Consider the following 22,153-nt stretch of genomic DNA (forward strand, 5'->3'; position numbering starts at 1 on the left):
GGAAGGACAGCCTGATGCCGGGACGTCAAAGGCGTGACGGCGGAAGCGGACCCGCCGGACAGAATGGCCCCAACAGCGGTGACAACAGCAACGCTCGTGGGGACAACCGTGGTGGCGGCCGTGACCGTCGCGACGGTGGCCGTGGCGGAAACGCTGCGGAGAAGTCACAGTTCATCGAGCGCGTTGTCACGATCAACCGCGTTTCCAAGGTCGTCAAGGGTGGTCGTCGCTTCAGCTTCACCGCTCTGGTGATCGTCGGAGACGGCAACGGACTGGTCGGCGTCGGCTACGGAAAGGCCAAGGAAGTTCCCGCGGCCATCCAGAAGGGTGTCGAGGAGGCTCGCAAGAGCTTCTTCCGCGTCCCGATGATCGCCAACACCATCACTCACCCCGTTCAGGGTGAGGCTGCTGCCGGCATCGTCATGCTTCGCCCGGCAAGCCCCGGTACCGGTGTTATCGCCGGTGGCGCTGTGCGCGCCGTGCTGGAGTGCGCTGGTATCGCGGACATCCTGTCGAAGTCGCTCGGTAGCGACAACGCCATCAACGTCGTGCATGCGACCGTTGCTGCGCTCAAGGGTCTGCAGCGTCCCGAGGAAGTTGCGGCTCGCCGCGGCCTCACCCTCGAAGAGGTTGCACCCGCCGGCATGCTTCGCGCTCGCGCACAGGCTGCTGGGAGTGTGAAGTAATGGCAGATCTCAAGGTCACTCAGATCAAGAGCATCATCGGGACCAAGCAGAACCAGAAGGATTCTCTGCGCACGCTGGGTCTCAAGGGCATCCGTCAGACCGTTGTTCGTGAGGACAACGCACAGAACCGCGGTCTGATCAACGTGGTGCGCCACCTCGTAACAGTTGAGGAGGTCTAACCATGACCATCAAACTGCACCACCTGCGCCCCGCTCCGGGATCCAAGTCCAACAAGATTCGTGTTGGACGCGGTGAGGGCGGCAAGCGTGGTAAGACCGCAGGTCGCGGTACCAAGGGCACCAAGGCACGTAACACCGTGCGCGTGGGCTTCGAGGGTGGACAGATGCCGCTTCACATGCGTCTGCCCAAGCTCAAGGGCTTCACGAACCCGTTCCGCGTCGAGTACCAGGTCGTCAATGTCGGCGACATCGCCCGTCTGTTCCCCGAAGGTGGAGCAATCACGGTCGAGGATCTCGTCGCCAAGGGCGCAGTCCGCAAGAACCAGCTCGTCAAGGTTCTGGGCGACGGCGAACTGACAGTTGCCGTTCAGGTGACCGTCGACAAGTTCACCGGCTCCGCCAAGGAAAAGATTGCTGCTGCCGGTGGTTCCGCCACCGAGCTGTGAGTGATCACGCGTAGCTAGTCCGATGGCCGCAGCGCAGCGTTTGCTGCGGTGCGGCCATCGGCGTCTACGAGGTCGTGTCACAGGTACGAGGTCGTGTCACAGATTGGTCGTGCATGCTCGGACGGGCCAGTATTCTGGTCACCGAGTGGCAAATGTATCTTCGGCTTACCCGGTTTTCGTGGTCTGCCCGCCTAGTTCCCAAATGCTCACTGTTAGAGTTCAAAAGTTCGACAGGTCAAAACGATCTGTCTCCCTACCGTCGTGCCAGGAGGATCTTTGCTTTCCGCCTTCGTCTCGGCCCTCAGGACCCCAGACCTGAGGCGGAAGATCCTCTTCACCCTCGGCTTGGTGGCTCTGTATCGGGTCGGCGCTCTCATCCCGTCCCCAGGTGTCGACTACGGCCGTGTGCGTCAGTGCATCGATATCGCCAACTCCGGTGACTCAGCAGGTATCTACTCGCTGATCAACCTGTTCTCCGGCGGCGCTCTGCTGCAGATGTCGATCTTTGCGATCGGCATCATGCCGTACATCACGGCGAGCATCATCGTGCAGCTCCTGACCGTGGTGATTCCGAAGTTCGAGGAACTTCGGAAAGAAGGCCAGTCCGGCCAGGCCAAGATGACGCAGTACACGCGTTACCTGTCCATTGCTCTGGCAATCCTGCAGTCGACCGGCATCGTCGCTCTTGCGGCACGCGGACAGTTGCTCCAGGGCTGTGACGACATCATCGCCGACAAGTCGATCTTCGGACTTGTCATCATCGTGCTGGTCATGACTGCCGGTGCTGCCATGGTCATGTGGTTCGGCGAGGTCATCACCGAACGTGGCGTCGGCAACGGTATGTCCCTCCTCATCTTCGCCGGTATCGCATCGCGTATCCCGAGCGAGGGCAAGGCAATCCTCGACAGCCGTGGTCCGCTGGTCTTCGCCTTCGTCTGCCTCGCAGCGCTGCTGATCATCGCCGGTGTCGTCTTCGTCGAGCAGGGTCAGCGTCGTATCCCGGTGCAGTACGCGAAGCGGATGGTCGGACGCAAGATGTACGGCGGATCCTCGACGTACCTGCCTCTGAAGGTGAACCAGGCCGGCGTCATCCCGGTGATCTTCGCGTCTTCACTGCTGTACCTCCCGAACTTGATTGCACAGCTGACTTCGGCCAGTACAGCGGTCGACCCCAGTTGGTGGCAGCGCCTCATCAACACCTACCTGGTGAATCCGGCCAACCCGGTGTACATCGCGATCTACTTCGGCCTGATCGTCTTCTTCACGTACTTCTACGTCGCCATCACCTTCAATCCCGAAGAGCGCGCCGACGAGATGAAGAAGTTCGGCGGCTTCATCCCCGGTATCCGACCCGGTCAGCCGACCGCGGACTACCTCAACTACGTGCTGAGTCGCATCACCCTTCCGGGTGCGATTTACCTCGGCACCATTGCTGTTCTGCCCAACCTGTTCCTCGACATCGGGAATGGCGGCGGCGCGCAGAACCTGCCGTTCGGTGGCACCGCGGTGCTGATCATGGTCAGCGTCGGCCTGGACACCGTGAAGCAGATCGAGAGTCAGCTAATGCAGCGTAACTATGAAGGGTTCCTCAAGTGAGACTTGTCCTCCTTGGTCCTCCCGGTGCCGGCAAGGGCACCCAGGCCGCTATCTTGTCCGAGAAGTTCGGCGTTCCCCATATCTCCACGGGTGATCTCTTCCGCGCGAACATCGGTCAGGCCACCGCTCTCGGTGTGGAAGCAAAGAAGTACATCGACGCCGGCGAACTCGTACCGAGCTCGATCACCAACGACATGGTGAAGGCTCGCGTCGCAGAACCGGACGCAGCAAACGGTTTCCTTCTCGACGGATTTCCGCGCTCGGTCGAACAGGCTCAGGCACTCGAGGGAATCTTGAAGGATCTCGACACCAAGCTCGACGGTGTCCTCTCCTTCGTCGTCGACGAGGACATCGTGGTCGAGCGTATGCTCGCCCGCGGTCGTGCAGACGACACCGAGGACGTCATTCGCAACCGACTCCGGGTCTACCGCGACGAGACGTCACCGCTGTTCGATTACTACAAGGACAGCATCGTCTCCGTCGACGCGATCGGCGAGGTCGAAGAGGTCAACGCTCGCGCACTGGCAGCGTTGGGTAAGTAATGGTCTTCGGGCGCAAACGCAAGGTTGTTCCGTTCCGCTCCGCGGGCGAACTCGACGCGATGGCTGCTGCCGGCGCGATCGTGGGTTCGGCTCTGGTGGCGGTTCGCGCTGCGGCGAAGCCCGGTGTCAGCACTTTGGAATTGAACGCGGTCGCTGAATCCGTCATTCGTGACGCCGGCGCCGTGCCCTCGTTCCTCGGGTACCACGGCTTCACCGGCTCGATCTGCTCTTCGGTCAACGATCGCGTCGTTCACGGAATCCCTTCAGCTCAGGACATCCTGGCTGAAGGCGACCTGGTTTCCATCGACTGTGGCGCGATCCTCGACGGATGGCACGGTGACTCCGCTTGGACGTTCGGTGTCGGTGAGATCAGCGTCGCCGATCAGGAGCTCAGCGAAGCCACTCGGCTTTCCATGGAAGCCGGGATCGCGGCAATGATCGCCGGCAACCGTCTGACGGATGTTTCGCACGCGATCGAGGTCGGTACTCATGCCGCCGAGAAGTTGCACGGTCGTTCCTACGGCATCGTCGACGGATACGGCGGACACGGAATCGGCCGGGAAATGCACATGGATCCGTTCCTCGCCAATGAAGGTGCCCCGGGTAAGGGTCCTGAACTGGTTGTCGGATCTTGCCTGGCGATTGAGCCGATGCTCACGCTCGGCACCACCGACACGGTGATTCTCGACGACGACTGGACCGTTGTGACGACCGACGGGTCCCGTGCGGCGCACTGGGAACACACTGTCGCAGTGACCGAAGACGGTCCGCGGATTCTGACACTCCGGCCGGAGTAGTCGACACAGTCGCTGACAAGTGTTGGCAGCGAGCATGATTCATGTTCGAGAAGTCCCAGCCTCATTTCGAGGCTGGGACTTTTTCGGTGGGGGAGCGGTGTGTGTCGTCACCCTGACCGGAGGCGCATTTGGCCTGGTCGTTTACATCGCGTAACATGGCTAGGCGGTGCGCTATGCGCGTCGATAGTTCGTGTGCCTACGCCTGGATCGCTCCGGGATCGGGCTTTCGAACTGCCGACGATCTTTCCATTGCGTGCCAATGTAACGGAAGCCGATGCACGAAGCATGCCAAACCAAACGGATCGCGGAGGATATGGCTAAGAAAGACGGGGCCATCGAGGTCGAAGGACGAGTAGTCGAGCCGCTGCCCAATGCGATGTTCCGCATTGAGCTCGAGAATGGCCACAAGGTCCTCGCCCACATCAGCGGAAAGATGCGTCAGCACTACATTCGCATCCTCCCGGAAGATCGCGTTGTCGTAGAGCTCTCGCCCTACGATTTGTCGCGCGGACGCATCGTTTACCGCTACAAGTAACGAACTTCCCGGACCTGACCTGGGTCAGGGAGAAGTATGTCTGCCGCGGTTCATCGCGGCGGGCTGCGACAAAACAGGAGATCAGAAGACGTGAAGGTTCAGCCGAGCGTCAAGAAGATCTGCGAGAAGTGCAAAGTGATTCGCCGTAACGGTCGAGTCATGGTGATCTGCGAGAACCTGCGTCACAAGCAGCGTCAGGGCTAGATCTAGCTTTTCGAAGATCTGCTTGGCAACAAGCAAAGAAGACCTCCCAGTACCAGCCATTGTTGACGAGACCCCACGCGATCGTTCACCGATCGCCAAGGTCGGACAATGGTTCACCCCCGGCACGGAGGCCGGGGCCCCACTGAGTTAGTTGATGAGATCATCTGCGCCTTCGGGCGTCGGTACTCGGCAAGAGGCACAGGGGAAGGGCTGGGAGCAGACCTCCGCACACCGATAAGGAAATGCCACCATGGCACGTCTCTCTGGTGTTGATCTTCCTCGCGAAAAGCGCATGGAGATCGCACTGACATACATCTACGGCATCGGCCGTACCCGCTCCAAGGAAATCCTTGACGCCACCGGCGTCAGCCCGGATCTCCGGAGCAAGGACCTCTCGGACGAGGACCTGGCAAAGCTCCGCGAGTACATCGAGGAGTCGCTCAAGGTCGAGGGTGACCTTCGCCGCGAGGTTCAGGCCGACATCCGTCGCAAGATCGAGATCGGCTGCTACCAGGGCCTGCGCCACCGTCGTGGTCTGCCCGTGCGTGGTCAGCGCACCAAGACCAACGCCCGTACCCGTAAGGGTCCGAAGCGCACCATTGCCGGCAAGAAGAAGGCGAAGTAATGCCCCCGAAGTCACGTAGCACCGGTCCGAAGAAGACCCAGAAGACGCGTCGCAGGGATAAGAAGAACATCCCGCACGGCGCCGCTCACATCAAGAGCACCTTCAACAACACCATCGTGTCCATCACGGACCCCGCCGGAAATGTCATTTCCTGGGCGTCTTCGGGACACGTCGGCTTCAAGGGTTCGCGTAAGTCGACTCCCTTCGCCGCTCAGCTTGCTGCTGAGAGCGCTGCCCGTAAGGCGCAGGAGCACGGTGTCAAGAAGGTTGACGTCTTCGTCAAGGGACCGGGATCCGGTCGCGAGACCGCAATCCGTTCCCTCCAGGCCGCTGGCCTCGAGGTCGGCACCATTTCCGATGTAACCCCCCAGCCGCACAACGGCTGCCGTCCGCCCAAGCGGCGTCGGGTATAGCGGGAAGGATAGGTAGAAGAAAATGGCACGTTATACCGGACCCATCACCCGCAAGTCGCGTCGTCTGCGCGTTGACCTCGTTGGAGGCGACCAGGCATTCGAGCGTCGCCCGTACCCGCCCGGACAGCACGGCCGCGCGCGTATCAAGGAGAGCGAGTACCTGCTCCAGCTGCAGGAGAAGCAGAAGGCTCGCTTCACCTACGGCGTCATGGAGAAGCAGTTCCGCCTGTACTACAAGGAGGCGAACAACCGCCCCGGCAAGACCGGCGAGAACCTGCTTCGCATCCTCGAGTCGCGTCTCGACAACGTCGTGTACCGCGCGGGCCTCGCTCGCACGCGCCGTCAGGCACGTCAGCTGGTCACGCACGGTCACCTTCTCGTGAACAACAAGAAGGTCGACATCCCGAGCTACCGCGTCTCGCAGTACGACATCATCGATGTCAAGGAGAAGTCGCTCTCCACGCTTCCGTTCCAGGTTGCGCGTGAGACCGTCGGCGATCGCCCGGTTCCCGGGTGGCTGCAGGTTGTCGGCTCGCGTCTGCGGATCCTGGTTCACCAGCTTCCCGAGCGCGCGCAGATCGACATCGCTCTGCAGGAACAGCTCATCGTCGAGTACTACTCGAAGTAAGGCGCTTCGCACCCCGTGAGTGGTTGAGGAGTCTCCGGACTCCTCAACCACTCACAGGGCCGCAGGCCCTTTCCCATCGTGGGCGTCAAATAGTGGACGTCCGTACAGGAGGAAATACCAATGCTCATTTCTCAGCGACCCACGCTGACCGAAGAGGTCATCGCTGATAACCGCTCGAAGTTCGTCATCGAGCCCCTGGAGCCAGGTTTCGGGTACACGCTCGGCAATTCGCTGCGCCGCACGCTGCTCTCGTCGATCCCCGGCGCTGCTGTCACCAGCATCCGTATCGACGGCGTTCTCCACGAGTTCACCACCGTCCCGGGCGTGAAGGAAGATGTCACCGACATCATCCTGAACCTCAAGGGCCTCGTCGTGAACTCCGAAGAGGACGAGCCGGTCACCATGTACGTCCGCAAGCAGGGCCCCGGCGCTGTTACTGCGGGCGACATCGTGCCCCCGGCAGGCGTCACCGTGAACAACCCTGATCTGCACATCGCCACCCTGAACGACAAGGGAAAGCTGGAGATCGAGCTCGTAGTCGAGCGCGGTCGTGGCTATGTCCCCGCCGTTCAGAACAAGGCGTCCGGCGCAGAGATCGGCCGTATCCCGGTCGACTCGATCTACTCGCCGGTGCTCAAGGTCACCTACAAGGTGGAGGCCACTCGCGTCGAACAGCGCACCGACTTCGATCGGCTCGTTCTCGACGTGGAAACGAAGAACTCCATCACCGCACGGGACGCGCTCGCTTCGGCGGGCAAGACCCTGGTTGAGCTCTTCGGCCTGGCCCGTGAGCTGAACGTCGAAGCAGAAGGAATCGAGATCGGACCCTCGCCTGCCGAGGCCGATCACATCGCTTCCTTCGGACTCCCCATCGAGGATCTGGACCTCACGGTCCGCTCCTACAACTGCCTCAAGCGCGAAGGTGTTCACACCGTCGGTGAGCTTGTCGGCCGTACCGAGTCCGATCTGCTCGACATCCGCAACTTCGGACAGAAGTCCATCGACGAGGTCAAGGTCAAGCTGCATTCGCTCGGCCTGTCCCTCAAGGACAGCCCCGCATCCTTCGATCCCACCACCGTTGCCGGCTACGACGCCGCCACCGGAACGTGGAGTGACACTGATGCCGGTTCCTTCGGCGATGCCGAAGGTACCGAGGACTACGCCGAGACCGAACAGCTGTAGCAGCTCAGGTCCTTTACTAGGAGATCATCATGCCCAAGCCCAAGAAGGGTGCCCGCTTCGGCGGGTCGGCTTCCCACCAGAAGGCGATTTTCGCCAATCTGGCTACCGCGCTCTTCGAGCACGGTCGCATCACCACCACCGAGTCCAAGGCCAAGGCACTGCGCCCCTACGCCGAGAAGCTCGTCACGCACGCAAAGGCCGGCACGCTGGGTCACCGTCGTGAGGTGCTGAAGGTCATCCGCAACAAGGATGTCGTTCACACCCTGTTCGCCGAGATCGGCCCGTTCTACGCGGACCGTAACGGTGGATACACCCGCATCATCAAGACGATCCCCCGCAAGGGTGATAACGCTCCGATGGCAATCATCGAGCTCGTCAAGGAAAAGACCGTCACCTCCGAGGCTGACCGCGCTCGTCGCGTCAAGTCCTCGCAGGAAGCTCCCGCCGCAGAGAACGTCGTCGAGGCCGTAGAGGCCGACGCGACCGACGCTGAGGTCGAGAACGCTGACGCAGTCGTCGAGGCCATCGAGGACGAGACCGCAACTGCGGCCGACGCTCCCGAGGCCGAAGAGGCCAAGAAGGACTAGTCTCCCTTGGTTTCGGCACACGCTGAATCGAACGAGCCCGCCGCCCCCATCGGGGACGGCGGGCTCGTTCGATTGCGGCTCGACATCTCCTACGACGGCACCGACTTCTCGGGTTGGGCCCGCCAGACAGATCTGCGCACCGTGTGCGGTGAGATCGAAGACAAGTTGGGAACGGTGCTTCGACACCCGGTTCTGTTGACCGTTGCCGGTCGAACCGACGCCGGTGTCCACGCCACCGGTCAGGTAGCGCACGTCGACGTTCCGGGAGAGTTGCTCCCGGACGATCCGTCTCGACTCGTGCGCAGACTTGCACGATTTCTGCCCAAGGACGTTCGAGTCAAACAGATATCGGTGGTTCCGGGTGACTTCGATGCGCGCTTCTCCGCGATGCGACGCTATTACGAGTACCGGGTGACCAACGCGGCGTTCGGAGTGGAACCACTACGCGCACGCGACACCGTCTCGTATCCCAAACCACTCGATCTCGGAGCGATGCAGGATGCGTCGAATCGGCTGCTGGGTCTGCACAACTTCGCGGCATTCTGCAAGCGTCGAGAAGGCGCCACGACGGTGCGGGAGCTTCAGCGTTTCGACTGGACCCAAGTGGGCACGGTGTTCACGGCCTACGTGAATGCTGACGCATTCTGCTGGTCGATGGTTCGCAGTCTCGTCGGCGCAGTCCTCTCCGTCGGTGAGGGACGGCGCACCGCCGACTGGGTGGCAGGGTTGCTCGACGAAACGTCGCGATCCAGTTCCATCCTCGTTGCTCCGGCGCACGGACTTTCGTTGGTCCGCGTGGACTACCCCGACTACTCGGAACTGGCTGCCCGCAACGCGATTACCCGTGAGACCCGCGAGATTCCGTCTTCGGGTGGATGCTGCGGCGACTGAACATCACCATGCAAAATGCCCTCCCACTCTGTGTGGGAGGGCATTCGTATCGGGGGGGGCTATCCCGCCAGTTGGCGCGCGATGACCAATCGCTGAATCTGGTTGGTGCCCTCGAAGATCTGCGTGATCTTGGCCTCGCGCATGTAGCGCTCGACGGGGAAGTCCTGGGTGTATCCGTACCCGCCGAATACCTGAACGGCGTCGGTGGTGACCTTCATTGCCGCGTCGGTGGCCACGAGCTTGGCGACGCTCGCGTTGCGTGAATACGGAACTCCGGCGTCGCGGCGGCGGGCTGCATCGAGGTAGGTGGCTCGCGCGGAGTCGACTGCGGCAGCCATGTCCGCGAGCACGAAACCGAGTCCCTGGTGATCGATGATCCGCTTGCCGAATGCCTTGCGCTCCTTCGCGTAAGCGACCGCGTCGTCGAGCGCGCCTTGAGCGATTCCGACGGCAACGGCAGCGATTCCGAGTCGGCCGGAGTCGAGAGCGCTGAAGGCAATCGGCAGCCCCTGGCCGCGCTGACCGATCAATCGCTCCTCAGGAATGAAGGCGTCGTCGTAGTTCGCGGAGGCAGTGGGAACCGCGCGTAGCCCCATCTTCTCTTCGGGTTTTCCGAAGCTGAGGCCTTCGGTGTCCTTGTCCACCAGGAGGCAGGAGACGCCGCGTGAACCGTCGTCACTGGTGCGTGCGAAGAGGTTGTAGAAGTCCGCCTTGCCGCCGTTGGTGATCCAGGCTTTCGAACCGTTGACGCGGTAGCCACCGTCGGTGGGCGTCGCCTTGCACGACAACGCGGCGGCGTCGGATCCGGCCTGCGCTTCGGAAAGGCTGTACGCGCCGATGGTGTTGCCGCCCAGCATGTCCGGTAGCCAGCGGTTCTTCTGTTCGTCGGTGCCGAAGGTGAACAGCGGGAAGCACGACAGGCTGTGCACGCTCACCGCCACTGCAACCGCTGCCCAGCGTGAGGCGATCTCTTCGAGCACTTGGAGATACACCTCGTACGGCTGATCGCCGCCGCCGAACTCCTCGGGATACGGAAGGCTCAGCAGACCCGCCTGTCCGAGTGCGGGGAACACTCCGTCTGGATACTTCTCGGCCTTCTCGTATTCGTTGACCTTGGGCGCGAGTACCTTGTCCGCGACATCACGCGTCAGTTCGATGAGATCGCGAGCTTCTTGGCTGGGCATCAGGCGTTCGACGGGCACGGTCGGCTCCTAGCTAGGTAATAGTACTGAGAACGATACTGCAGTACTGTTGTACGTATGGCAAGACTGGTTCACAAGACGACTGCGCGCAGGGCAGAGTTGTTCGATCAACTGGTCGAACTGTTCTTGAGCGAGGGTTTCGCCCACCTCACGCTCGACGAGATCTCAGCTCGTCTGCACTGCTCCAAGAGCACCTTGTACACCGTGGCGGCCGGCAAAGAGGATCTGGTGCGGGCTGTGACAGTGCACTTCTTCCGGGCGGCGACCGATGCAGTGGAGAGTGCAGTCGCCGCCGAAACGGCCCCGCCTCGTCGAGTCGCGGTGTATCTCGAAGCAGTGGGTGATCGGCTGTCCGCGGCGTCCAGTCAGTTCATGGAAGACCTGGCCGAATCGGTGTCGGCGAGCCAGGTCTACGAGAAGAACACGTCGATCGCTGCTGATCGTGTGCGATCGCTCATCGTCGAGGGAGTCGATTCGGGCGCATTCCGGCAGGTACACGCATCATTTGTCGCCGATGCCGCTGCGGCGACGATGGTTCGGATCCAGCAACGCGCGGTCTACCGGGCAACTGGTCTGGACGATGCCAGCGCTTATCGGGAACTGGCAGCACTCATCACGGACGGGATCACTGCGTGATCAGTCGCTAGCATCGACGTTCATGGCACCTTTGAACGTCGAAGTCATCGTAGGTTCGGTCCGCGAGGGGCGAATGGGACGAGCAGTGGCGGACTGGTTTGTCGAGCGCGCAACCGCGAACCCGTCGTGGAACGTATCGGTGATCGACCTCAGAGAGCTGTCGTTGCCCCAGGATTTCTCGGATTCACCTGCCACGGAGGTTTTCCGCCGGCGAATCGGGCGCGCCGACGCTGTTGTCGCCGTGACCTCCGAATACAACCACGGGTATCCGGCTGCTCTCAAGACCGCATTCGATTCGGTGAAACACGAGTGGCGTGCCAAGCCGATCGGATTCGTGTCCTACGGCGGGATTTCAGGTGGTGTTCGGGCCGTCGAGCAACTGAGGCAAGTGGTGGCGGAGTTGCACATGGTCTCGGTGCGTCAAAGCGTGACCATCCACCGGGTGCGTAAGCAATTCGGACACGAGCCGTACGGCGTCGATTCGATTGCGATCGATGCAAGCGAGAAGATGATTCGTGAATTGGATTGGTGGGGAAGCGGATTGCGGATGCAACGTGCAAGTGATCCCTATCCCGGCTGATCTTGGACATACGCGATCACGCCATCTGGTGAGCGTCGCCGGCTCGTGGACGGCCGATGAACGATGTCTCGGAAGCGATGGTCACCAGAGTCAGGTCGACGCGTGTACGGCCGGTTTCGACCGTGATCTTGTCACCGAGTGCGAATGGCTGGACTATCGAGATTTCAGGGTCGACCCGAGGCCATTGGCGTGGATGTCCGTACACATAGATTGCGGTCACGCCGGCACGCGGAGATAACCCCTCGACGCCGTCGAACACGACAGTGTTGAAGGCGCCCTCAGGCCCACCGCCCTGCCCGGACACGCGGAGTCGGTCAGGCACTCCCATCGAGTCGGTGAGCGCGGTCCACGCTTGCGGTCGATCGGTGTGGACGAGTACCAGTGCGCCGGTCGCGATGGCTCGAAAGATCAACTGCTGAGCCAGATAGAGTTCGCCGGCGACAAGAACGGTGTTGACGCCCGGTCCCGAAATTCTGGCCGCGACACCGTGCCCGTTTCGGTCCGAGCCGATGAGTTGGCCGCACCCGGCAAGGGGTAGAGCGAGTGAGTCGAGTGTGCCCCCGTCCATGCGAACGCCCGGCGTGATGCCGTCCAGCGCGGCCAATGCGGTTGGCAAGTTGGTCAGCAATCCGTCGCGCTGGCGCCCACGTAGCGAGACCAAACCGGCCAGCGGTGCGTTCTCAGGTGGATTGCGCGTGGTGAAGCGACATGTCGCACTGACCTTCGCCTCTCCGCGTCGTCCGGTGGGTCGTAACCGAATTGTCACGGACGTCCCGGCCGTTGCCACTGCCCACACTCGGGTCAGGGTCGCAGTGGTGATGAAACGGGGTTCGATCCCAAATCCGACGTTGGACACGCCAGGCAAGGGGGTACTTCGCCACGTTTCGGTGACCTCGTGGCCGGCCACTCCTCTTGTCACCTGGGCAGTGGACGACGCGATCTCCGGTGCGGTCAGGATCCGCGCCTTGCACCCCGCTGAATCGAGCACCCGGATGACACGATTGGCGGCAACAGCTATCGCGCGGCCGGCGCCCTGTTCGCCCCCGCCCCGGCGTTCGACTGCTGCACCACCCTCCAGCGCGTCGAAACGTAGTGCAAGCCAAACACTTCTGGTGGCAGTGGCTGGTAGTGGTCCGATGAGACGTTCGTAGACTTCGGTGGCAGGCGTTCCCGACGCGGCGCGGTATCCGTGACTGACGATGTCGATGCCGGTGAGTGAGATGTCGTGCTGATAGAGACAATTGGCGAGGGCTGCCGTGGGCAGAAGGTGGGAAGCGTCGAACGAATGACGGCCGATCCTGGTCAGGTAGTCGCGTGGGGGAGCGATCTCGACCACAGCGACGAGCGAAGATCCGTCCACTCGGAGCCCGATGGACTGCTCGGAGGGAGTGTGAAAACTGACGATCGTGCTGCGGTCGACGTCCTTGCGGTGCAGATAGCGAAAGTACCTGACAATCCAGGACATTACCGACCAACCGCCCACATGAAGCAGCATTGATCCGGCAACCACACAACCGATTGCCAGCCCCCAGAACCAATCGAGCCCACTGGCCATCGCGATTCCGCCCGCACCGATTCCGAAAATCTGTGCCGGCACGAACTCGCGCGTCGAAATCCTGTGTGACGACGGCCAATGCTTCAACCGCGATCGGTCCACGGTTCCTCCCCGATACCTGACCTGCGAACTACCCGAAAATTTCCGCCCCAGCGGAACTGTACTGTGTCTTCGCAAGGGGATGTAAGGCACGGGGGGAATGATGGCTGCGACACCTACCACGCGCTGGCAGGTCAACGGGTACCGATTCTTGGTCAGGCGGATGGAACATGCGCTGGTCAGACGAGACGTGCGGATGCTTCACGATCCGATGCGATCACAGTCGCGCGCGTTCACCGTCGGAATAGTCCTCGCTGCACTGGGATTGGCGGGTTGCGCTGTACTCGCTCTGTTTCGGCCACAGGACAGAATCGGCGATGCAGAGATCGTCGTTGCAAAGGAATCGGGCGCGATGTTCGTCGCCATGGAGGGTACGTTTCGCCCTGTGCTGAACTTGGCCTCCGCACGACTGATTCTGGGTTCGCCAGGAAAACCGGCAGTAGTCAAGGCATCCGAGGTCGAGGCGAAACCCCGGGGCGCGCTCGTCGGCATTCCCGGCGCACCGTCCGCGCTGCCGGAATCGGCCGACCCTACCAACGCCGCGTGGACGGTGTGCGATTCCGTCGGATCGGACGGGAGAAAATCGTTGACGACTTCGGTCCTGGTCGGCTCGTCCAATGTCGGCGAAAACACGACATATCTGACGAATGACCGTGCATTCCTGGTGAAGTCGGGTTCCGATCACTTTCTCGTGTACGACGGGAAGCGAGCGGAAATCGATGTGGACGATCCGGCGATCATGCGGGCTTTAGGCCTGGAAGGAGCACAGGCGCGACCGATCAGTATCGGATTCCTCAATTCGATTCCCGAAGTTCCGCGCATCGAGGCTCCGCGAATCCGCCAACTGGGATCGGCGCCCCGGTTTCCTCTGCAGAACAAGACTGTCGGCTCCGTCGTCCAGGTTTCGGTGGGTGCGGACCCGCAGTACTACGTGGTACTCGAGAACGGGATCCAGAAGATCGGTGCGGCGCTCGCCCAACTGATCTACTTCTCGGATTCGCAGGGCGCCACCGGGATCGCGAGCGTCACCCCTGATGCCATCAGTCGTATTCCCTCGGTGAGTGAGCTGGCCGTCGACTTGTTGCCGCGGGTGGTTCCGGAGATCGTCGATGATCACGGCGCACCTGTCGGCTGTCTGGAATGGGCTCCCCCACCTGCAGTCGAGGGCGGCGAAAGTAGTTCTGCAACGCTGAAACTTGTCGCTGGATTGCAGGTTCCGATCCCGGAGGGTGGCAAGTTGGTGTCCTTGGCGCAGGCGGACGGATCGGGTGACAATCTCGACAACGTCCATGTCGAACAGGGATTCGGCGGATTTGTTCAAGCGACCGGAATCGAGACGAACAGCACCAGGCACGACGGAGTGTTCTACGTAGCCGACACCGGTGTGAAGTACGGCGTACCGGACGAAACCTCCGCTCGCGCGCTCGGATTGACGCGAACGCCTGATCGCGCGCCTTGGCAGATGCTCGACCTACTTGCATCAGGTCCCGCGCTCGAGAAGAGCAATGCACTGATAGCTCACGACGGAATCGCCCCCGATACTGCGCCGGCCGCTCCGGTGAACTGAACACTGCTGACGGTTCAGGGATCGATGTTCTGGCGTTCGGGAAGATGCCGACGAATTACTCGACGAAGAGGCATCGATGCCAACAGCGTCAGTAGGGCGAGGGTGCCGACCGTTCCGGCTCCGACGAGTGCCGTGTCGCGAGATCGGTTGTCGGGGGTCGGCGGCGTGGGTAGGGGATCGATCGACACCGACTGATGGTTGACCTTGACGCGTTCTCCTGGGGCCAATTCGCCCGTCACTGCCGCAAGTGGATCGATGACGCCGTGACCGACGTAGGGATTCCAACCCTGCGCCGGAGCGTGGGCGGTGGCTTCGATACGTTGCATGACCTGAAGCGCCGTCAGTTCCGGGTGAACCGACCGGACCAGTGCGGCGGTCGCCGCGACAAAGGGCGCAGCGAAACTGGTCCCGTTGAACGACTGTACGGCGCCGTCGGAGCCGTACACCCCGTTGGTCAGACCGGGCGACGTCGGGTGAAGTGAGGTGATTCCGGTGCCGGGCGCCGCCACGTCGACCCACGGACCGCCGAGGCTGAAGGAACTGGCGGCGCCATTGGGGTCTACCGACCCGACCGTGAGGACATAGTCGTCGTACCAAGCCGGACTGGCAATCGTCGCAACCGAGTTCCATGGATCGGCTAAGGGGTCGACGGGATCCGGCGGCGGATTCTGGTTCTTGCAACCTCCGGATCCGACGTTACCTGCAGCTGCGACGACTACGACGTTCTTCGCGATCGTGGCGTATTCGATTGCAGCGCCGAGTCGTTGGTCGTTGATCCCGTCCCCGGCAGGCTTGCAGGCGACTTCGGAGATGTTGATGACGCTTGCACCCATGTCCGCAGCGTGACGGACGGCCGATGCCATGGTGTCGACGTTTCCGTACCCGGATGAGTTCTCGGCTACAGCAGGGTCTTCGCGTTGGCCGGCCACCGAGAAGGCGGCACTGGACTGCCTGATCGAAATTATCTGTGCGTCAGGCGCAGCTCCGGAGAATCCGGAACCCTCGACTTGCTGGGCGGCGATGAGACCGGCCACGACAGTTCCGTGTGCGTCACAATCGTCGGTGCCGTCGGAGGTACCGACGTAATCACCGCCGCCGTCGAGCGATGGCAGCCGGGGATGTCTGCTGACACCGGTGTCGATGACAGCAATTCGCTGTCCTGCCCCTCTGGTGATCGGCCACACAGAATCGAATCCCAGATCTCGTTGAGAACGTGGAATGTCCGCACCGTCACCACCTGCCACTGCTGGGACGCACAGGGTTCGTTGTTCGGTGGGTTGTGGAGGTGCAGGCGGACCGTCCTCGGGCAGCATTGCAGGATCGATGGGGGAGGGAACCGCGCTCGATGCGCCACCTGCCCCGGCGAGAATGCTGAAGGCAACGATCACGAGACTGGCGCAGATGTTTGTTGCACGTCGAATCACCATCGATCACCGATCGCTCAGAGGCCACGCATGAGCGCGAAGAGGCCACTGACCCAGCAGATCAGCGGAACGATTGCTGCAATCGCAGCGAGGTCCAACAGCTCGGCAGCGCGTCGCATCACGGGGCTGAATGTGTTCTGGGGGGCGAGGATTCCCAGAACCAGTGCCAGGAGGAGAACGGTCATCGTGATGGCGAAGACGACCAATGCATGGTCGCGATGGGTCCATGCCATGTCGCCCAGGAGAACGAGAATCACCGAGATGCCTGCCGCGATGAGTGGCACAGCCTGCTGTGCGCCCGCGTAGGTGCGCCCGCGAAACATCAGCACGACGGCCGTCGCGAATGCGAGAGCAAGATTCGGCCAGACGATCCCCTGACCAGGCCAGGACCACGCGAGTGCGACGGCAGCGACGAGCGCGACCACTGACGTGGCCACGATCAGCCCGGTCAGATAGCTACGCGCCCGCCCTGCCCTTTCCGCCAACTCGGTCAGCCCGGGTAGTTCGGGTTCGGGCAGTCCGTCGCGGTCGTCGTCGAGGGGATTACTCGGCGTCGGAACAGGAGGAAGCGGTAGTCGCGCGAACAACATCGACAGTCGAGCGGTGAACGTGAGAACGATCAATGCGGCGGCAATCACCGCGCCGCTGACGGTCGCGGTGCGCGCCTCGGGAAGCGTGGTAGTGACGGCAAAGGTGCCCACCGCCGCGAGAAGGACGACGAGAAGTGCTGTGAAGACAGCTAATCCGGCGCCGCACAAGCGGAAGCAGATCAGAGTTACCGCAGCGGCAGATGCCGAACCGAGAAGCAGATGAGCCGAAAGAACAGTGCCGGGCACGCAGAGTGCGCCGGAGACGAACGCCAGTGGCACCGAAGCGCATCCGAGCGTGACGGAACTTCCAGAGTCTCCGTACACCCGCGCTGCCACGACGGCGGCGACGGTGAGCACCAAAGACGTCACTCCGCCGCAGACGGCGCCGATCAGTCCCGTGTCGCCGAGGACCAGGGCGAGGGCCGCGACGAGCGCAGCGACGAGGGCGGCGGTCGAGCCGACAATGCGCGCGGTGACCGGAGTCCAGCGTCGGTAGACGTCCGCATCCGTGGCCGCGACGGTGTACATGATGTCGTCGAAGAGTGGGGGCGGGGCAGCGGTGTCCGAGGCCTCGAGTACGAGCAATTCTCCATCGCGGATTCCGTGCTCGTGCAGCGACAGCGTCGGTGCCAGCGGTGCCCTGCCGACTTTCGACAGAGTCCAGTCGACGGGCTCGAATTGTTCAGTGGTGTGGTCGAACTCGTTGAAATTGCTGTGGTTGACAATTGTGTCCACAATGCCCGGAATGACCACGGTGAGTGGAACACGAAGCGGCACCGCAAGATCCACCTGCGAATGGGCTGAAAGTACCGTCAACCTGCACAGTTCGGCAGAATGACTCGCGCCTCGTCCGTTTCCGGTGTTCGCAGCGCTGGTTGTAGTGGTGCTGGTCAAGATCTGTCCCCTCCCATGACGCGATTCCCCCTTCGCGTCACCCCAGTTCACCCGAACAATACGACATGAACTGCGTGCCCGTATCGGAGACAGCGCCGACAACAGGTGGCACCGACCCGAGTGTCGGTGTTGTGATCTACTCTCTTGCAATTGCGCGAGTACGCCTTGGGGGGCCGGCGGTAGTCGGACGAGGCGCCTGGCGGCAACAGCTGCAGCACCGATGGGGGTGGGTGAATTGAGCACTGTCAGATTTGCGCGTCGAGCACGCCGTGAATCGCCGCGCACACCGGGCGGCGAGGTGACGCTTCAGGCCCCACCGGAGATACCTCGCGTCACGCCGGGAAACCTACTGACCAAACTACTTCCGGTGATCATGGTGGTTGCCATGATCGGCATGGTGGCGCTGATGTTCTCTTCCGGCATGGCGCGCAATCCGATGTCCCTGCTGTTTCCGGTCATGATGATGGTGTCGATGCTCGGAATGCTCGCCGGGGGCGGTCGTAGCGGTGGAGCAAGAGCGTCCGAGGCGAACGAGGACCGCAAGGACTACCTCCGGTACCTGGATCAGATGCGTAGTGATGTTGCTGCGACGACTGGTGCGCAGCGTGCTGCTCTCGAGTGGAGCAATCCCGAGCCGTCGCTGCTCTGGACACTGGCCGGGACTGTGCGGATGTGGGAGCGTCAGATCACCGACTCGGACTACTGCCACGTTCGGGTAGGTCTGGGTACACAGCGATTGGCCACCAGACTCGTGTCTCCGGAGACCGGGCCGGTCGAGGATCTCGAACCCGTCGCTGCTGTCTCACTTCGGCGATTCGTCCGTGCACATTCGGTTGTGCAGGACCTGCCGACCGCCGTCTCGCTTCGCGGATTTGCTGCGATGTCCATCGAGGGGCAGAGAGATTCCGCTCGTGCGCTTGTCCGCTCGATGTTGATGCAACTGTGCACATTCCACGGTCCGGACACGCTCCAAGTTGCGGTGGTGTGCGGTCCCGATACCGAATCCGAGTGGGAGTGGGTCAAGTGGCTCCCACACGCGCAACACCCGCAGTCTCAGGACGCCACCGGCACTGCACGCATGGTGTTCGGTTCGTATCTCGAATTCGAAAGTTCCCTCGGGGAACCGCTTTCGATGCGTGCTCGATTCGCTCGCAACACTCCAGCCAGTGCGGGCGTTCCGCATCTCGTGCTGGTCGTGGACGGTGGCTTGTTCGAAGGTGACACCGGCCTGTTGTCCGAATCCGGGCTCGACTCGGTGACCGTCCTCGACCTGTGCGGGTTCTGCCCGCGGCTGGTGGCGACGCGTGGTTTGCGACTTGTCGTCAGTAGCGATCAGATCGGCGCGGTGAGCAGCGCAGGAGTTGAGAACTTTGCGAGGCCTGACGCTGCGACGACGAGCCTGGCGCAGGCGTTCGGCCGTCGCATCGCACCGTTCCGTGCGGCATCGCAGAATGCCGTCGACGCAGCTGACGACGACCGATCCCTTCGGACGTGGAGCCAGATGTTGGGGATAGGAAACATTGCGAGGTTCAATCCTGAGCATGGCTGGCTTCCACGTCAGGGACGCGACCGACTCCGCGTGCCGATCGGTGTCGGACAAGACGGAAACCCCGTCGAACTGGATCTGAAGGAGTCGGCCGAGAACGGTATGGGTCCGCACGGGCTGTGTATCGGAGCCACCGGTTCTGGCAAGTCGGAGTTCCTGCGAACCTTGGTGCTCGGCCTGATCGCGACCCACTCTCCCGACGCACTGAACCTCGTCCTGATCGACTTCAAAGGTGGTGCAACCTTTCTCGGCCTCGAGGAGGCACCGCATGTTGCTGCGATCATCACCAACCTTGCCGAGGAATTGGCGATGGTCGATCGTATGAAGGACGCGCTCGCCGGCGAAATGAATCGTCGACAAGAACTGTTGCGTGCGGCAGGAAACTTCGCAAACGTGTCCGATTACGAGAGGGCGAGGCTGGCCGGCGCTGCACTCGATCCGTTACCGGCACTCTTCGTGGTCGTCGACGAGTTTTCTGAACTGCTCAGTCAACAGCCGGAATTTGCCGAATTGTTCGTGGCCATCGGGCGATTGGGCAGGTCACTTCACATTCACCTGCTGCTGGCCAGTCAGCGACTCGACGAAGGAAAGCTTCGGGGTCTCGACAGCCATCTTTCGTATCGCGTCGGGTTGAAAACGTTCTCGGCGAACGAGTCTCGTTCCGTCCTCGGCGTTCCCGATGCTTATCACCTTCCGGGTACACCCGGTGCGGGATACCTGAAGTCCGATTCTGCTGAGATCGTTCGCTTCCAAGGTGCGTACGTGTCAGGCCCGTACGAGGGCGAGCGGATCGTGCCCACTCGATTCTCGGTCGATTCCCCCGTCGAACTGGCGCCGCTGCCGTTTACCGCGAAGCCCGTGATCGGACCAGAGGCCGTTCTCGTTCCCGTCGAGCCCGACGTCGTCGACATGGGTGAAATCGGTGACGATGCACGTACTCTCATGGGAGTCCTCGTAGACCGCATGCGCGGTCACGGTCCACGTGCGCATGAAGTGTGGCTCCCGCCGCTCGAGTCATCTCCGACGCTTGACCAGTTGTTGCCGCGGTGGGCGACCGGTGATCAACCTCGCGGAAATCTGAGCGCACCCTTCGGCATAGTCGACAGGCCGTTCGATCAGCGCCGCGATCTACTCGTCGCCGATCTCAACGGATCGACTGGCAACCTCGCGATTGTCGGCGGCCCGCAGTCGGGAAAGTCGACGGCGTTGCGCACGTTGATCTTGTCTCTGAGCATGACGCACACGCCGGAACAGATTCAGTTCTACTGCCTCGACTTCGGCGGTGGAACGCTCCTCGGATTGAAAGATCTGCCGCACGTCGGATCGGTGGCAAACCGCTTGGATTCCGACCGCGTCCGGCGCACAGTTGCCGAGGTACTCGGTGTGGTCGCCAAACGGGAGCGACTGTTTCGTGACCTCGGCATCGAATCGATGGCCGATTTCCGTAGATTGCGAACAGCTGATCCCGCCGGGGAAGGTGAGGCTGCGGGACTCCGAGAGGACCCGTACGGCGACGTCTTCCTCGTCGTCGACGGTTGGCCAAGCGTTCGTTCGGATTTCGAATCACTCGAGCCCCAGATCAACATGCTCGCCGGTCAAGGTTTGTCCTTCGGTGTACACGTGATCGTCACGACGTCGAGGTGGGCCGAGATCCGGCCGGCACTCAAGGATCAACTGGGTACTCGCATCGAACTTCGTTTGGGTGATCCGGGAGATTCGGATGCGGGTCGCCGGAAAGCCGGCCTGGTGCCGGAAGGTCGACCGGGTCGTGGCATCACTCGCGACGGACTCCACCTTCTCACCGGACTACCTCGAATCGACGGCCTACCGGGTAGTGAGAACTCGAGTACGGCTGTGGTGGCGACGGTCGAACGTATTGCAGCCATGTCGAATTCGCGTCCGGCACCCACCGTGCGGATGCTCCCGGATTTCTACTCGCGGGCGGAACTTCTCGAAGCTGTCGGGACCCGGTGGCCCTCAACGAGCGCGGCCGACGGTCGGTGCCTCACGGTGCCGATCGGGCTCGGTGAGACCGACCTCGCCCCGGTGTACATGGACTTCCGGGAACACCCGCACCTGTTGATATTCGGCGACACCGCGTGTGGGAAGACATCTCTCTTGCGTGGAATAGCCGAAGGGATCATCGCGTCGAACACACCGGCCCAGGCCAAGCTGATCATCGGTGACTATCGGCATTCCCTGCTGGGCGTGGTCGAAGGGAATCACCTCGGCGGGTACTCGGCGTCGTCGACGACCTTCGGTGAATTGATGGTCGACTTGGCTCGGATCGTCGCTGCCAGAATGCCGAACGCCGAAACAACGCAGCAGCAATTGCGGGAACGGTCGTGGTGGAGTGGGCCGGAGATTTACGTACTGATCGACGACTACGACCTTGTGGCCACACCGAGTGGAAATCCGGTGGCGCCGTTGCTCGAATACATTCCGCACTCCAAGGACATCGGTTTGCACCTGGTTATTGCCCGCCGTTCCGGTGGTGCGGCCAGAGCACTGTACGAGCCGGTCATTGCGAGAATTCGTGACATGGCGCCGGCCGGATTGATCATGAGCGGAAGCCGTGACGAGGGAAATCTCGTCGGCACTGTCCGCGCGTCGGCGATGCCGGAAGGCCGTGGGGTCTACGTTTCCCGCTCGCAAACCCAACTTGTCCAAGTTCCGTGGATACCACCGCTGTGACCGCTCCGTCCGCAGTGTCGGTCTCGTTACATTGGGGTGCATCGAATATCTGGGT

22 protein-coding genes are annotated in these 22,153 nt (G+C 62.0%); 18 read left to right on the forward strand and 4 right to left on the reverse strand.

All coding sequences use genetic code 11. From position 1 onward, the window contains the following. The first annotated feature begins 14 nt into the window (after positions 1-14). From rpsE to truA, 14 genes are all read left to right on the forward strand, one after another. The gene (gene rpsE / locus PCS43_RS09205; RefSeq protein WP_003940718.1) at positions 15-686 is read left to right on the forward strand and encodes a 30S ribosomal protein S5; all 672 of its coding nucleotides are present in this window, start codon (positions 15-17) and stop codon (positions 684-686) included. Continuing rightward, positions 686-865 carry a 50S ribosomal protein L30 gene (gene rpmD, locus PCS43_RS09210; protein WP_003940751.1) on the forward strand — a complete coding sequence of 60 codons (180 nt, stop codon included), beginning with the start codon at positions 686-688 and terminating at the stop codon, positions 863-865. Before rpsE ends, rpmD begins: the two co-directional genes overlap by 1 nt. Positions 866-867: 2 nt before the next feature. After that, positions 868-1,311, forward strand: coding sequence for a 50S ribosomal protein L15 (gene rplO, locus PCS43_RS09215; protein ID WP_003940829.1), 444 nt, complete (start codon positions 868-870; stop codon positions 1,309-1,311). Between the two features lie 276 nt (positions 1,312-1,587). After that, on the forward strand, positions 1,588-2,907 hold the full coding sequence (gene secY / locus PCS43_RS09220) for a preprotein translocase subunit SecY (protein ID WP_003940773.1): 1,320 nt from the start codon (positions 1,588-1,590) through the stop codon (positions 2,905-2,907). Continuing rightward, positions 2,904-3,449: an adenylate kinase gene (locus tag PCS43_RS09225; RefSeq protein ID WP_003940868.1), complete on the forward strand. Its 546-nt coding sequence runs from the start codon at positions 2,904-2,906 to the stop codon at positions 3,447-3,449. Before secY ends, PCS43_RS09225 begins: the two co-directional genes overlap by 4 nt. Continuing rightward, the gene (gene map / locus PCS43_RS09230) at positions 3,449-4,246 is read left to right on the forward strand and encodes a type I methionyl aminopeptidase (RefSeq protein WP_003940806.1); all 798 of its coding nucleotides are present in this window, start codon (positions 3,449-3,451) and stop codon (positions 4,244-4,246) included. The genes PCS43_RS09225 and map overlap by 1 nt, the downstream gene beginning before the upstream one ends. A gap of 313 nt (positions 4,247-4,559) precedes the next feature. Beyond that, on the forward strand, positions 4,560-4,781 hold the full coding sequence (gene infA / locus PCS43_RS09235) for a translation initiation factor IF-1 (protein WP_003418601.1): 222 nt from the start codon (positions 4,560-4,562) through the stop codon (positions 4,779-4,781). A 90-nt stretch (positions 4,782-4,871) separates the two neighbouring features. After that, on the forward strand, positions 4,872-4,985 hold the full coding sequence (gene rpmJ / locus PCS43_RS09240; protein ID WP_003938068.1) for a 50S ribosomal protein L36: 114 nt from the start codon (positions 4,872-4,874) through the stop codon (positions 4,983-4,985). Between the two features lie 250 nt (positions 4,986-5,235). Further along, entirely contained in the window at positions 5,236-5,610 is a 375-nt protein-coding gene (gene rpsM / locus PCS43_RS09245; protein ID WP_003940834.1) for a 30S ribosomal protein S13, read from the forward strand. After that, positions 5,610-6,023, forward strand: coding sequence for a 30S ribosomal protein S11 (rpsK, locus tag PCS43_RS09250; protein ID WP_003940683.1), 414 nt, complete (start codon positions 5,610-5,612; stop codon positions 6,021-6,023). The genes rpsM and rpsK overlap by 1 nt, the downstream gene beginning before the upstream one ends. Positions 6,024-6,045: 22 nt before the next feature. After that, complete coding sequence (rpsD, locus tag PCS43_RS09255; RefSeq protein ID WP_003940769.1) at positions 6,046-6,651, forward strand: 30S ribosomal protein S4; 606 nt, start codon at positions 6,046-6,048, stop codon at positions 6,649-6,651. A gap of 120 nt (positions 6,652-6,771) precedes the next feature. Further along, entirely contained in the window at positions 6,772-7,833 is a 1,062-nt protein-coding gene (locus PCS43_RS09260; protein WP_003941016.1) for a DNA-directed RNA polymerase subunit alpha, read from the forward strand. Positions 7,834-7,862: 29 nt separating this feature from the next. Then, on the forward strand, positions 7,863-8,420 hold the full coding sequence (rplQ, locus tag PCS43_RS09265; protein ID WP_209908061.1) for a 50S ribosomal protein L17: 558 nt from the start codon (positions 7,863-7,865) through the stop codon (positions 8,418-8,420). Between the two features lie 6 nt (positions 8,421-8,426). After that, the gene (truA, locus tag PCS43_RS09270; protein ID WP_209908063.1) at positions 8,427-9,311 is read left to right on the forward strand and encodes a tRNA pseudouridine(38-40) synthase TruA; all 885 of its coding nucleotides are present in this window, start codon (positions 8,427-8,429) and stop codon (positions 9,309-9,311) included. Between the two features lie 59 nt (positions 9,312-9,370). On the opposite strand, the gene PCS43_RS09275 is transcribed toward truA, so the two are convergent. Beyond that, positions 9,371-10,513: an acyl-CoA dehydrogenase family protein gene (locus PCS43_RS09275; protein WP_007728582.1), complete on the reverse strand. Its 1,143-nt coding sequence runs from the start codon at positions 10,511-10,513 to the stop codon at positions 9,371-9,373. A 57-nt stretch (positions 10,514-10,570) separates the two neighbouring features. Here PCS43_RS09275 and PCS43_RS09280 point away from each other — a divergent pair, with 57 nt between their 5' ends. After that, complete coding sequence (locus tag PCS43_RS09280; protein WP_007728583.1) at positions 10,571-11,149, forward strand: TetR/AcrR family transcriptional regulator; 579 nt, start codon at positions 10,571-10,573, stop codon at positions 11,147-11,149. Between the two features lie 22 nt (positions 11,150-11,171). Further along, positions 11,172-11,729 (forward strand): NADPH-dependent FMN reductase, encoded by a 558-nt coding sequence (locus PCS43_RS09285; protein ID WP_003940967.1) that lies wholly within the window; start codon positions 11,172-11,174, stop codon positions 11,727-11,729. 16 nt (positions 11,730-11,745) lie between these two features. Here the strand turns inward: PCS43_RS09285 and eccE are convergent, their stop codons facing one another. Continuing rightward, the gene (eccE, locus tag PCS43_RS09290) at positions 11,746-13,386 is read right to left on the reverse strand and encodes a type VII secretion protein EccE (RefSeq protein WP_209908065.1); all 1,641 of its coding nucleotides are present in this window, start codon (positions 13,384-13,386) and stop codon (positions 11,746-11,748) included. Positions 13,387-13,483: 97 nt separating this feature from the next. Here eccE and eccB point away from each other — a divergent pair, with 97 nt between their 5' ends. Further along, on the forward strand, positions 13,484-14,950 hold the full coding sequence (gene eccB, locus PCS43_RS09295; RefSeq protein WP_083291751.1) for a type VII secretion protein EccB: 1,467 nt from the start codon (positions 13,484-13,486) through the stop codon (positions 14,948-14,950). A 14-nt stretch (positions 14,951-14,964) separates the two neighbouring features. Here the strand turns inward: eccB and mycP are convergent, their stop codons facing one another. Together mycP and eccD are read right to left on the reverse strand one after the other, a co-directional pair. Next, positions 14,965-16,377 (reverse strand): type VII secretion-associated serine protease mycosin, encoded by a 1,413-nt coding sequence (gene mycP / locus PCS43_RS09300; protein ID WP_052959915.1) that lies wholly within the window; start codon positions 16,375-16,377, stop codon positions 14,965-14,967. 14 nt (positions 16,378-16,391) lie between these two features. Next, a complete protein-coding gene (eccD, locus tag PCS43_RS09305) occupies positions 16,392-17,858 on the reverse strand; it encodes a type VII secretion integral membrane protein EccD (RefSeq protein WP_007728587.1) in 1,467 nt (488 codons plus the stop codon). A 235-nt stretch (positions 17,859-18,093) separates the two neighbouring features. Here eccD and eccCa point away from each other — a divergent pair, with 235 nt between their 5' ends. Further along, the gene (gene eccCa, locus PCS43_RS09310; protein WP_209908067.1) at positions 18,094-22,098 is read left to right on the forward strand and encodes a type VII secretion protein EccCa; all 4,005 of its coding nucleotides are present in this window, start codon (positions 18,094-18,096) and stop codon (positions 22,096-22,098) included. Positions 22,099-22,153 lie beyond the last annotated feature (55 nt).

The organism is Rhodococcus sp. C-2, from assembly GCF_027854095.1.
Taxonomy (GTDB): Bacteria; Actinomycetota; Actinomycetes; order Mycobacteriales; family Mycobacteriaceae; genus Rhodococcus_F; species Rhodococcus_F qingshengii.